The organism is Streptomyces sp. SUK 48 (genome assembly GCF_009650765.1).
Lineage (GTDB): Bacteria > Actinomycetota > Actinomycetes > Streptomycetales > Streptomycetaceae > Streptomyces.
Genome location: NZ_CP045740.1, coordinates 7,569,850 through 7,582,097, shown reverse-complemented (window position 1 = coordinate 7,582,097; position 12,248 = coordinate 7,569,850). Strand labels below are relative to the sequence as shown.

11 protein-coding genes are annotated in these 12,248 nt (G+C 74.1%); 8 read left to right on the top strand and 3 right to left on the bottom strand.

Features of this window, described 5'->3' with window-relative positions:
- The first annotated feature begins 131 nt into the window (after positions 1-131).
- From GHR20_RS33660 to GHR20_RS33655, 3 genes are all read left to right on the top strand, one after another.
- Positions 132-710, top strand: coding sequence for a TetR/AcrR family transcriptional regulator (locus GHR20_RS33660; protein WP_153815341.1), 579 nt, complete (start codon positions 132-134; stop codon positions 708-710).
- 124 nt (positions 711-834) lie between these two features.
- Positions 835-990 carry a DUF6131 family protein gene (locus GHR20_RS36980; protein WP_146609769.1) on the top strand — a complete coding sequence of 52 codons (156 nt, stop codon included), beginning with the start codon at positions 835-837 and terminating at the stop codon, positions 988-990.
- 151 nt (positions 991-1,141) lie between these two features.
- Complete coding sequence (locus GHR20_RS33655) at positions 1,142-2,308, top strand: PP2C family protein-serine/threonine phosphatase (protein ID WP_243878204.1); 1,167 nt, start codon at positions 1,142-1,144, stop codon at positions 2,306-2,308.
- A gap of 25 nt (positions 2,309-2,333) precedes the next feature.
- Here the strand turns inward: GHR20_RS33655 and GHR20_RS33650 are convergent, their stop codons facing one another.
- Entirely contained in the window at positions 2,334-4,847 is a 2,514-nt protein-coding gene (locus tag GHR20_RS33650) for a SpoIIE family protein phosphatase (protein WP_153815339.1), read from the bottom strand.
- Between the two features lie 358 nt (positions 4,848-5,205).
- Between GHR20_RS33650 and GHR20_RS33645 the strand changes: the two genes are divergently transcribed.
- Both GHR20_RS33645 and GHR20_RS33640 read left to right on the top strand, forming a co-directional pair.
- Positions 5,206-6,678 carry a penicillin-binding transpeptidase domain-containing protein gene (locus GHR20_RS33645; protein WP_243878203.1) on the top strand — a complete coding sequence of 491 codons (1,473 nt, stop codon included), beginning with the start codon at positions 5,206-5,208 and terminating at the stop codon, positions 6,676-6,678.
- Between the two features lie 172 nt (positions 6,679-6,850).
- The gene (locus GHR20_RS33640; RefSeq protein ID WP_153815338.1) at positions 6,851-7,852 is read left to right on the top strand and encodes an NAD-dependent epimerase/dehydratase family protein; all 1,002 of its coding nucleotides are present in this window, start codon (positions 6,851-6,853) and stop codon (positions 7,850-7,852) included.
- A gap of 11 nt (positions 7,853-7,863) precedes the next feature.
- Here GHR20_RS33640 and GHR20_RS33635 read toward each other — a convergent pair whose 3' ends face one another.
- On the bottom strand, positions 7,864-8,973 hold the full coding sequence (locus tag GHR20_RS33635) for a HAMP domain-containing sensor histidine kinase (protein WP_153815337.1): 1,110 nt from the start codon (positions 8,971-8,973) through the stop codon (positions 7,864-7,866).
- Positions 8,974-8,975: 2 nt separating this feature from the next.
- Positions 8,976-9,770, bottom strand: coding sequence for a response regulator transcription factor (locus tag GHR20_RS33630; protein WP_241670806.1), 795 nt, complete (start codon positions 9,768-9,770; stop codon positions 8,976-8,978).
- Positions 9,771-9,883: 113 nt separating this feature from the next.
- Here GHR20_RS33630 and GHR20_RS33625 point away from each other — a divergent pair, with 113 nt between their 5' ends.
- From GHR20_RS33625 to GHR20_RS33615, 3 genes are read left to right on the top strand one after another with little or no spacing between them, the layout of a single operon-like run.
- Positions 9,884-10,576, top strand: a complete 693-nt coding sequence (locus GHR20_RS33625) for a glycosyltransferase family 2 protein (RefSeq protein ID WP_194859060.1) — start codon at positions 9,884-9,886, stop codon at positions 10,574-10,576.
- Positions 10,573-11,190, top strand: coding sequence for a DUF2064 domain-containing protein (locus tag GHR20_RS33620; RefSeq protein ID WP_153815335.1), 618 nt, complete (start codon positions 10,573-10,575; stop codon positions 11,188-11,190). The genes GHR20_RS33625 and GHR20_RS33620 overlap by 4 nt, the downstream gene beginning before the upstream one ends.
- Positions 11,187-12,023: a class I SAM-dependent methyltransferase gene (locus GHR20_RS33615; RefSeq protein ID WP_153815334.1), complete on the top strand. Its 837-nt coding sequence runs from the start codon at positions 11,187-11,189 to the stop codon at positions 12,021-12,023. Before GHR20_RS33620 ends, GHR20_RS33615 begins: the two co-directional genes overlap by 4 nt.
- Positions 12,024-12,248: the final 225 nt, after the last annotated feature.

Genomic DNA, 12,248 nt, shown 5'->3' with positions numbered 1-12,248 from the left:
ATGGGTGCCGCGGCGACGGCTCCGCGGCTATCGTGGAGTCAACCGGACAACTGTCCGTTACTCCGGAAACGTAACGGACACCTGTCCGCTTAGCAAGGGCGAGGTTCGGCCACGACCCTCGGGGAGGACGAGTGCCACACATGAAGGACTCACCACGGCGCTCGGACGCGCAGCGCAACCGGGAGCGCATCCTGGAGGTGGCCCTGGCCGAGCTGTCGCGCTGCCCGGACGTCCCGCTGAGCGTCATCGCCCGCAAGGCGGGCGTCGGCCAGGGGACCTTCTACCGCAACTTCCCGGGCCGCGACGCGCTGGTCCTGGAGATCTACCGCCATGAGATGGGGCATGTCGCGGACAGCGCGGCGCAGTTGCTGGACACCCGGCCGCCCGCGCAGGCCCTGCGCGCCTGGATGGACCGGCTCTCCGAGTTCGCCATGACCAAGGCCGGCCTGGCCGGCGCGATCCGGCAGGTCACCGGCGCGCCGGGCGGTCCGGCCAAGCCCGCCCACACCCCGGTGACCGACGCGGCCGCGCTCCTGCTGCGGGCCAACGAGGAGGCCGGCACCATCCGGCCCGGCGTCACCGCGGACGACTTCATGCTCGCCATCGCCGGCCTGTGGCAGCTCGACCCCCGCGAGGACTGGCGCCCGCGCGCCACCCGGCTGCTGGACCTGGTGATGGACGGCCTGCGCCGGGGCGCGCCCGGGAACTGAGCCGCGATTCCCGGGAAAACGGCGTCCCGAAAGATATCCGGTCAGAATTTCGCATCCCGGATGATGACTCGGCGTACTTCGGGGCACCCGTCCACCAGGAACGTTCGTCGACAGGAGGCGGGCCATGATCGCCCTCGGCATCATCTTGCTCATCGTCGGATTCCTCACCGGGATATCCATTCTGTGGACCATCGGAATCATCCTTCTGGTGGTCGGCGCGGTGCTGTGGATCCTCGGTTCGATGGGACACGCGGTCGGAGGCCGCCGGCACTACTGGTGATCCGTTCCCCCGGCCGGGCGTCCCGGCCCCCCGGTAGGGCCCGTTGGCCCCCGGGTACCGGAACATGCCGCTGAGTGGAGCAATCACCGGTGCGGCGTGGACCCGCACACCAGGCTGGATTTTCGTCCAGCCCGTGTGACAGGAGTCCCGTGTGCGCAGTCCACGTCGCCAGCCGGAGGTCGGTGCCGCCACGCGCATCGGAGCGCCGGCGCCTCCGAGGTGGATGCGCTGGCTCCCGGTGTTCTACGTCGCGGCCGTACTGATCCTCGAACCGATCACCCCCGTCGACTGGCCCGTGAGCTTTCTGCTGGTCGCCCTGCCACTGGTGGCCGCGTTCGCACACGGGCCGCGCGCGGTCGCGGGCGCCACGGTCTTCGCGGTCGTCATAGAGGCGGTCCTGGCGGGCACGCCGTGCTGCGCGGGCCGCCCGGTCGGCTATCTGTGGGACCGCCACTACGTCGCCGACTACGTCTGCACGGCCCTGGTCGGCGCGCTCGGCACGATCCTCGCCGCGCACCGCATCCGCCGTGAACGCACCCTGGCCGACGTGCGGTTCGTGGCCGAGATCGCGCAGCGCGTGCTGCTGCGACCGCTTCCGCAGCGGATCGGCAATCTGCTCCTGGAGAGCCTCTACCTGTCCGCCGCCGCGGAGGCGCGCATCGGCGGCGACCTCTACGAAGCGGTGCCCACCGCGTTCGGGGTACGGCTGCTCATCGGCGATGTGCGCGGCAAGGGACTGCTCGCGGTGGAGACGGCCGCGGCGCTGCTCGGCGCGTTCCGTGAGGCCGCGCACGACGAGCCCGATCTCGCCGCCCTGGCCCTGCGCATGGAGCGCAGCATGACGCGCCGGGCCGAGCACCTCGGCGGCAGCGAGATCGGCGAGCGGTTCGTGACCGCGGTCTTCGCCGAGATCCCGGCCGACGGGCGGATCATCCGGGTCGTCAACTGCGGTCATCCGCCGCCGCTGCTGATCCGTGCCGAGGAGGTCCTGGAGCTGGACAGCGGGTGTTCGGGTCCCCCGCTCAACCTCGGCGTGCTGCTGCCGGACCCGCACCACGTCGACAGCTACCCCTTCGAACCGGGCGAGCAGCTGCTGCTGTACACGGACGGCGTGACCGAGACCCGGGACGCGTCCGGCACCTTCTACCCGCTGGTGCGGCGCCTGCGCTCCTTCGGCCCGCTGCCCCCGCACGAACTGCTGGAACGGCTGCACCACGATCTCCTGGAGTACAGCGGCGACAACCTCCAGGACGACACGGCGGCGCTCGCGGCGTGCCTGCTCGCCGACGACGGAATCCGCGCCGTGGACAGGCCGTGAGTGTCCTGGCCGGGCCATCCGTCCCCTACGGGGTTCCCCGGTCGTCGGGGATCCGGTAGTCCGCCGAGAGCTGCTGCTCGGCGGGGATCTTCTGCTCGGCCCAGATGATCTTCCCCTCGCCGGTGTAGCGGGCGCCCCAGCGCAGTGACATCTGGGCGACGAGGAACAGTCCCCGGCCGCCCTCGTCGGTGCTGCGGGCGTGCCTGAGGCGGGGTGCGGTGCTGCTGGCGTCGGCGACCTCGCAGGTCAGCCGGGAGTCGCGCAGGAGCCGTACCCGGATGGGCGGGGCGGCGTAGCGGATCGCGTTGGTGACCAGCTCGCTCACCAGGAGTTCCGTCGTCATGGCCAGTTCCCCGAGGCCCCATTCGGTGACCTGGCGGGCGGCCAGGGTGCGGATCTCGCCGACGGCGGCCGGGTCGTCGGGGACGTCCCAGGAGACGGCGTGGTCGGCGCCGAGGACGTGGGTGCGGGTCAGCAGCAGCGCGATGTCGTCGGGCTGCGGCCCGGGGACGAGGTCGTGCACGGCGGCGGCGCACAGCCGCTCCAGGTCCGGCTCGGGGCGGGCGAGTGCCTCGGCGAGCCGGGTCATGCCGCGCTCGACGTCGTCGCATGCCTGGATGAGGCCGTTGGTGAACAGGCCGAACAGGCTGTGCTCGGCCAGCTCGATCTCGGTGGCCTCGAAGGCCATGCCGCCCAGGCCCAGCGGGGGTCCCGCGGCGATCTCCGGGAAGTAGGCGGGCCCGTCCGGGGGGACGACGACGGGCGGCGGATGGCCGGCGCGGGCCATGGTGCACCGCCGGGAGACGGGGTCGTACACGGCGTAGAGGCAGGTCGCTCCGGTGAGGGCGGCGGTGCCCCGGGCGTCGGCGCCGGAGACGGTCTCCTCGCCGCCGAGGCGCAGCACGAGGTCGTCCAGATGGGCGAGGAGCTCGTCCGGGGGCAGCTCCATGTCGGCGAGGGTCTGTACGGCGGTGCGCAGCCGTCCCATGCTCGCGGCGGCGCTGATCCCGTGGCCGACCACATCGCCGACGACGAGCCCGACCCGCGCCCCGGACAGCGGGATCACGTCGAACCAGTCCCCGCCGACGCCGCCCGCCGAGTCGGCCGGGAGGTAGGAGGAGGCCACGTCCAGCGCGGTGCCGCCGGTCAGGGCCGGGGGCAGCAGGCTGCGCTGGAGGGTGAGGGCGGCCGTGTGCTCCCTGGTGTAGCGGCGGGCGTTGTCCAGGCAGACCGCGGCCCGTGCCACCAGTTCCCGGGCCAGCAGCACGTCGTCGGAGCCGAAGGGCTCCGGGTTGGTCGTACGGGCGAAGGTGGCGAGGCCGAGGGTGGTGTCGCGGGCCCGCATGGGGACGGAGATCAGCGAGTGGATGCCGAACTCGCGGATGCGGTCGGCGCGCCGCGGCTCGGCGGCGACCCAGGGGCCCTGATCCGCGTCGAGGACCGGGATGAACAGCGGATCGCCCGTGATGAGCGTCCTGGCGTCGTGCGGCGGGCCGAGGAACCCGACCCGCTCGCCGACCCGGTAGACGGCCTCGGGGCAGCCCTCGCGCACCGAGCGCAGGGCGGCGCGGCGCAGCGCGGGCCGGGCGGGCGGCGGGCCGGCGTCGCCGAGCAGCGCCTCGTGGCTCTCGCTGCCGACCACGGGTTCGAGCAGGTCCACGACCACGAAGTCGGCGAAGCGCGGGACGGCGAAGTCGGCCAGTTCCTCGGCCGTGCGCAGCACGTCGAGGGTGGTGCCGATGCTGGTGCCGGCCTCGTTGACCATGGACAGGATCCGGCGGGCGGCCCAGCGTTCGGTGACGTCCAGGACCATGTAGCAGATGCCGGTGACGGTGTCGCCGGCGTCCACCAGGGGGAAGAACGACGCCGAGTAGGCGTGCCTGCGGTGCGGGTCGGCCCAGCTCCAGCCGTCGTACTCGTAGTCGGTGACGGGCACGCCGGTGGCGAGCACCTTGCGCATCAGCTTCTCCAGGGCCTCGCCCTGCAACCCCGGCAGCAGTTCGCTCAGGCGCCGGCCGAGCCGCTCCTCCCGGGGCACCCCGCCGAGGTGTTCCAGGGTGCCGTTCAGCCAGACGTAGCGCAGGTCGCGGTCGAGGACGGCCATGCCGACCGGTGAGCGGGTGAGGAAGCCGTCGAGGACGGACTGGGCGATCGTCCACCGCTCGCGCTCCTCGCGCGCCGACAGCAGGAAGCAGTCCCGGCCGGCCATGCGGAAGGCGGCCGAGACCCGCAGCAGGACGTCGATCGGGCGGCCGTCGCGGTGCCGCACCCGGATCATGCCGCTCCAGCCGTTTCCGGCGCGGCAGCGGGCCGCGATGCCGCCGATCCGGGCGGGGTCCCCGGGCCCGGCGAGCAGGCGCCCGGCGGAGGTGCCGACCATCTCCGGCGCGGAGTAGCCGAGCAGTGCCTGCGCGCCGCGGGTCCAGCCCATCACCGCACCGTCCTGCGCGATCACCGCGGCCGCGTCCGTGGACGCGTCGAAGAGGTCCGCCGACCCCACGGACGTGGCTGCGGTGTCGCTCTCGCGCGCTGGTTCCATCAGTCTCACTTTTACACCAGTATCGACTGGTTTAATCGTCCGATGGCCGGGGACGGTGGCACCGCCGGGGCCGGCACGTGCGCCCACGCCGGATTTTTGAGCGGTCCGTCTTGACATTCCGGTAACGATCCCGCCGTAGCCGTCTCGTCACTTCATGGAACGTACATACGATCCGGCGCATGAACAGAGCTGTGAAGATCGGCATCGCCGGTACGTCCACCGCCCTGCTCGTTCTGGGGGAATAGGCACCTACAACCTCCTGCACGGGCTGACCGGCGGCAGGGCCGGGGACCGGGCGCAGGACACGGGTTTTGATCCGTCGGCGGCCTCGACCACGCCGCCCTCCGGAACCGAGGCGGTGAAGTCGGCCCGGGCATTCCTGGACCACTGGGCCGGGCAGAACCTCGGCGGTGCGGCCGCCGGGACCGACGAGCCGGACGCGGCCGCCCTGGCGCTGCGGCGGTACAAGGACGGGCTGCATCTGGCGAAGGTGACGTTCGACAACGTTCTCTCGGCGGGTCCTTCGACCGTGACCGCCGGGGCGACGAAGGTCACCTTCACCGTCACCGCGCAGGTGGCGGGCGGCAGTTGGAGCTACCCGAGCGCGGTGGCCGTGCGCAAGAGCGACAACGGCGCGACGGCCGTGCACTGGAACAACTCGGTGCTGTACCCGGGGCTCGGGGACGACCAGTCGCTGACCGCGGGCACCCTGCCCGCGGGTTCGAGCGACGCCAAGGTGGTGGCCGCCGACGGGAAGACGGATCTGTCGGGGTTCGGCTCGCTGCGGGACATCGCGGCCACGATCCGGCAGAACGGCGAGGCCACCGGCGGCCGGCCCGGCACCGGAGTGGCCGTCGTGGACTCCGACGGGGCGGGCGTGAAGACGCTGAAGACGTTCAAGAAGGGCACTGCGCCGGTCATCAGGACCACCATCGACACGCGGCTCCAGACGGCGGCCGAGCAGGCGGTGAAGGACGCGCATCTCGGGGGCAGGCCCGCGGGTTCGGTGGCCGTCGACTGGAGCAACGGGCACATCCTGGCGGTCGCGCACACGGGCACGGACGGGGACATCGCCATCAACGGCATCAAGTCCCCCGGCTCCACGATGAAGATCATCACGTCGGCGGCCCTGTTCGACAAGGCGGGCCTGACCCCGGCCAGTCCGGCGCCGTGCACCGACTCCCTGACCGCCAACAGCCAGTCGTTCCACAACGACCCCGGGGTGAAGGCGAATCCGGGATCCGATCTGGCGCGGGCGTTCGCCGTGTCGTGCAACACCTCCTTCATCAAGGACGGTTTCCACTACCTCGTGCACGACGGTGACGCCTCCGCCCTGCACGACGAGGCGGTGAGCGTCTTCGGCATGGGCAGCTGGTCCATCGGGGGCGGGGTCGCCACCACCGACCCGAGCATCCCGGTGGACGCCCAAGGCGGCGACCAGGCCGCCCAGTTCATCGGGCAGGGCCGGGTCTCCGCCACCCCGCTGTTCATGGCGTCGGTGGCGGCGACGGTGCGGGCCGGCGGCTTCCGGCAGCCCGTCATCGTGCCGGGGCAGCAGCAGATGAACGCGCCGCGGCCCATCACGCCCCGTACCGCGGGCTACCTCCGGTCGATGATGCGCGCGACCGCCACCGGTGGCACCGCCGCGCCGCGCCTGGCCGGACTCGCCGGTGTCGGCGCCAAGACGGGCACCGCCGAGGAGGGCGACCACACCAACGGCTGGCTGACCGCCTACAACGCGCACATCGCGGTCGCGGCCCTGGTCGAGGGCGGCGCCTCCGGCGTGGACTCCGCCGGCTATGTCGTACGACGCCTGCTGACGACCGGCTGACCGGCGCCTCCGGTCCGGTGGACGTCCACCGGACCGGGGCCCGTCGCCCGCTCCGGGACGCCACGGGCGTCTTCGCCCCCGCACCGGCTGAGCCCCCGCCCATGTCTTACGGAGCCGTGACGTGACCCGCGCGTTCCGGCTGCGCGGCGCGGGGCGCGTCTAGCGTGGCCGTATGCGCGTATTGGTCACCGGCGGTGCCGGTTTCATCGGTTCCCATGTCGTCGAGGCGCTGCGGGCGCGCGGCCACGAGCCGCTGGTGTACGACGTCCGTACGGAGCCGGGCGCGGACGTGCGGGACGCGGCGGCGGTGACGCGGGCGCTGGCCGGGGTGGACGCCGTATGCCATCAGGCGGCGAGGGTCGGACTCGGCGACGGCGTCGCCGACGCCGCGGAGTACGTCTCGCGCAACGACCTGGGTACGGCCGTGCTGCTCGCGGCGATGGCAGAGGCGGGCGTGGGACGTCTGGTGGTCGCCGGGTCCATGGTCGTCTACGGCGAGGGCCGGTACACCTGCCCGCGCCACGGCGTCGTCCGGCCGGGCCCGCGCGCCGTCGCCGACCTCGACGCGGGCCGGTTCGAGCCCCGGTGCCCGGCGTGCGGGGCGGAGCTGTCCCCCGGCCTGGTCGGGGAGGACGCCCCGGCCGACCCCCGTAACGTGTACGCGGCGACCAAGCTCGCCCAGGAGCACCTGGCCGCCGCCTGGGCCCGGGCCGCGGGCGGTACGGCGGTGTCCCTGCGCTACCACAACGTGTACGGTCCGCGGATGCCCCGTGACACCCCCTACGCCGGGGTCGCCTCCTTCTTCCGCTCCGCGCTCGCCCGCGGACAGGCGCCCCGGGTCTTCGAGGACGGCGGCCAGCGGCGGGACTTCGTGCATGTGCGGGACGTGGCCGCGGCGAACGTGGCCGCGCTGGAAGCGGAGTCCGCGCCGGGCGCGCTCACCGCGTACAACACCGGCAGCGGCGAGCCCCGTACCGTCGGCGAACTGGCGCGGGCGCTCGCCGAGGCGTGCGGCGGCCCGGAGCCGGTGGTCACCGGGGAGTACCGGCTGGGGGACGTACGGCACATCACCGCGGACTCCGCCCGGCTGCGGGCCGCGCTGGGATGGAAGCCGCAGGTCGATTTCGCGGACGGCATGCGGGAGTTCGCGCGGGCCGGGCTCAGCGCGGACTGAACTCCCTCACCTCATCGCGCGGTGGGCAGCGTGACCTCGAAACGGCAGCCGCCGGGGATGTTGCGGACGGTGGCCCGGCCCCGGTGGGCCTCCACGATGCCCCGGACGATGGCGAGGCCGAGTCCCGCGCCCGCCGGGGGTGTCCGGGCGTCGGTGCCGCGCCAGCCGGTCTCGAAGACCCGCGGTAGATCCTCCTCCGGGATGCCCCCGCAGCCGTCGGTGACGGACAGCACCACACCGGTGTCGGTGCGCTCGGCGGCGATCGCGACCGTGCCGTCGGCGGGCGTGCGGCGGATGGCGTTGACGAGCAGATTGCCGAGCACCCGGCTCATCTCCCTGCCGTCGACCTCCACCGGCACCGGCTCGACCCGCTCCCCCACCAGCCGCACCCCGTGTTCCCTGGCCAGCGGGTCGGCTCCGGCCAGCGCGTCGCCGACCAGGTCGTACAGGGAGATCCGGGCGAGGCTCAGGGAGAGGGTGCCCGCGTGTATCCGGGAGAGTTCGAAGAGGTCGCCGACCATGTCGTTGAGGCGTTCCACCTCGGCGCGGATCTGCTTCAGATAGCGGTCGGGGTCGGCGGCCACGCCGTCCTCCAGGGCCTCCGCCATGGCCCGCAGTCCGGCCAGCGGGGTACGCAGGTCGTGCGAGATCCAGGCGACCAGCTCACGCCGCGATGCCTCCAGCGCCCGCTCCCGCTCCCGGGACTGGGCGAGCCGGGCGCTGGTCGCGGCCAACTCCCTGCTGAGGTCCTCCAGTTCGGCGGTCGCGGGCCCGTCCGGCGCGGCGAAGGCCCCGCCGTCCCCGAACGAGCGGGCCGCGACGGCGAGTTCACGGCTGCGGGCGACCACCCAGCGACCCATCAGCAGGGCGGTCGCCAGGGAGACCACGGCCGCCATGGCGACGACGGTGGTGACCACGGACAGGTCGTGCGGGGACAGGAACATCGCCCAGGCGACCGCGAGCGTGCCGGCGAGCATGGCGACGACTCCGACGGCCGCGACCACGGCGAGGGAGGCGGTGAGCGAGCGGCGCCGGATCAGCCGCAGGACGCAGGCCCCGGCGACACCGGTCGCGGCGGCGCCGGCGAAGGCGTAGAGGGCGATGAGGAGGGTGGCGTGCACGGTCAGTCCACCGCCCCGCCGGGCTCGAAGCGGTAACCGACGCCCCACACCGTCTGGATCAGCCGGGGCCGGGCCGGGTCGTCCTCGATCTTGCCGCGCAGCCGGCGCACATGCACCGTGACCGTCGAGAGGTCTCCGAAGTCCCAGCCCCACACCTCCCGCATCAGGTCCTCCCGGCCGAACGCGCGGCCGGGATGGCGCAGGAAGAAGGCGAGCAGGTCGAACTCCCTGAGGGTGAGGGCCAGTTCACCGCCGTTCTTGGTGGCGCGGCGGGCGTTCGGGTCGACCGAGAGACCGGCCGCGGCCAGCCGGTGGCCGCCGTCGGCGGCGGGGCGGCTGCGGCGCAGCACGGACTCGACGCGCAGGACGAGTTCCCGGGGGCTGAAGGGCTTGGTGACGTAGTCGTCCGCGCCGACCTCCAGGCCGAGGACGCGGTCCTCCTCGTCGCCCCGGGCGGTCAGCATGATGACCGGCACGGGTCCGTGCTCCCGCAGCCGCCGGCACACCTCCAGGCCGTCCATGCCGGGCAGCATCAGGTCGAGCACGACGAGGTCGGGCCACCGGGCGCGGGCGCGGGTGAGCGCCGCCGGGCCGTCGTCGGCGCGGTCCACCGCGTAACCGGACCGGTCCAGGTATCCGGCGACCACCTCGGCGACGGTGGGGTCGTCGTCCACGACCAGGACCCGGGCGCGGGCTCCGTCCCGGTCTGGGTCTCGGTCCCGGTCTCGTGCCAGGTCCCGGTCTCGTGCCAGGTCGTCGGGGGTGACGGCCCGGTGGGGCTCGTACGGCGATCGCATGCCTCAAGCGTCCCACCGCCCGCGGTCCCCGGGTACGGCGGCGGGTTCGGCGTCCGCGTTTCGTAAGGACCGGAAGTCCGTTATGCCCGGTTCGCGTTCGTAGGGTGAGAGCCATGACGATCTCTTCTTCGGACGTCGACGTGGTGCTGCCCTGTCTGGACGAGGCCGAGGCCCTGCCCTGGGTGCTCGGCCGGATTCCGGCGGGCTGGCGGGCTCTCGTCGTCGACAACGGCTCCCGGGACGGCTCGGCCCGGATCGCCCGGGCCCTGGGCGCGACCGTGGTGGACGAGCCGCGCCGCGGCTTCGGCGCCGCATGCCATGCCGGGCTGACCGCGGCCACGGCCGGCATCGTGTGCTTCTGCGACTGCGACGCCTCGCTGGACCCGGCGCTGCTCGCGCCCTTCGTCCAGCGCATCCACGAGGGGACGGCGGATCTGGTGCTGGGCAGGCGGCGCCCGGTGGCCCGGGGCACCTGGCCGGTGCACGCCCGGGCCGGGAACCTCGCGCTGGCGCGGATGCTGCGCCGCCGCACCGGTCTGCGGCTGCACGACCTGGGGCCCCTGCGTGCCGCCCGGCGCGAGGCGCTGCTCGGGCTGGGTCTCACCGACCGGCGCAGCGGGTACCCGCTGGAGATGGTGGTACGGGCCGCCGACGCGGGCTGGCGGGTCGCCGAGTACGACGTGCCGTACCTCCCGCGCACCGGTACGTCCAAGGTGACGGGCACCTGGGCCGGTACCTGGCACGCGGTGCGGGACATGCGCCGGGTGCTGACCGCGTCCCCGGCCCGGGAGAGGGCGGCACAGTGACCACCTTGCTCGTGATCGCCAAGGAGCCCCGCCCCGGAAGGGTCAAGACCCGGCTGACACCGCCGTTCACCCCGAGGGAGGCGGCCGGGCTCGCCGAGGCGGCGCTCGCCGACACCCTGCACACGGTGGCGCGGACACCCGCCTCCCGGCGGGTCCTGGTGCTGGACGGGACGCCGGGGGCCTGGCTGCCGCCCGGCTTCGAGGTCGTACCGCAGTGCGCGGGCGGCCTGGACGAGCGGCTGGCGGACGCCTTCGCGCACTGCGCCGGACCCGCGCTGCTGATCGGCATGGACACCCCGCAGGTGACGCCGGAACTGCTGACCGTGGACTTCGCGGACTGCGACGCGTGGTTCGGCCCGGCGCGGGACGGCGGGTTCTGGGCGCTGGGGCTGGCCGAGCCCGACCCGGCGCTGCTGCGCGGCGTGCCCATGTCGACGCCCGGCACCGGGGCCGCGCAGCGGGCCCGGCTGACCGCCGCCGGGCTGCGGGTGCGGGAGCTGCCCCGGCTGCGGGACGTCGATGTCGCCGCCGACGCCCGGGCGGTGGCCGAGCTGGTTCCGCACGGCCGGTTCGCCGCCCGGCTGGCCCGCTGCGCCGCGGGGCTGCCCCGATGAGCGGCTCGGTCGCCTGGGCCGCCGCCGACCCGTACGCCACCGCGCTGCGCACCGGCCGGGGCCCGCTGTTCCTGCGCCGCGCCGACGGCTGGCTGCTGCCCCTGGAGGTGGAGCGCTGGTGCGGCCGGGCCGACCTGGTCGACCTCGCGGTGCTGGACCGCTGCGAGGGCTCCGTGCTGGACGTCGGCTGCGGCCCCGGCCGGCTGGTGGCGGAACTCGCCGCCCGGGGCCGTACCGTGCTCGGCATCGATGTCAGCGACGCGGCGGTCGCGCACACCACCGGGCTCGGCGGTCCGGTGCTGCGCCGCTCGGTGTTCGAGGCGCTGCCCGGCGAGGGCCGCTGGGACACCGTGCTGCTCATGGACGGCAACATCGGCATCGGCGGGGACCCGGTCGCGCTGCTGGGGCGGGTGGCCGCGCTGCTGCGGCCGGGCGGCCTGCTGATCGCGGAGACCGCGCCGGTCGACATCGACGAACGCGCCCAGGTCGAGGTGGTCGACGTGACCACGGGCCCGGGCGACATGACCGCGGGCCCGGACGACATGACCGCGGGCCCGGACGACATGACCGCGGGCCCGGAGGACGTGACCGCGGGGCCGGGCACCCGCGGCACCCCGTTCCCGTGGGCCCGGCTCGGCACCCCGGCCCTGCTGCGCCACGCCCGCGGGGCCGGGCTGCGGCGGGTCGCTCAGTGGGGCGCCGGCGGCCGGTGCTTCGCCGCCCTGCGCACCCGCCACGCCAGCAGCGCGGCGGAGCCGCCGAAGAGCGCCGCGCTGATCAGCAGCCAGCGGGCGAGGAAGCCGTCCGGGGACAGACCGGTCGCCGACCGGTAGCGCTCGGCGGCCATGCCGCTGATCAGCGGGAACCAGACGAGGAGCAGCAGGGCGGACAGCGCGGCCGGGACCCGCACGAAGGGGGTCCAGGCGCGCCGTCCGGCTGCCGCGAGGCCGTGGATCACCGCCCGGTCGGCCGCCGCGTACAGGGGCACCAGCACCAGATCGTGCAGCAGGGCGGCGCCCACGATCCACAGCGCCACCGCGAACCAGTCACCGGCCAGC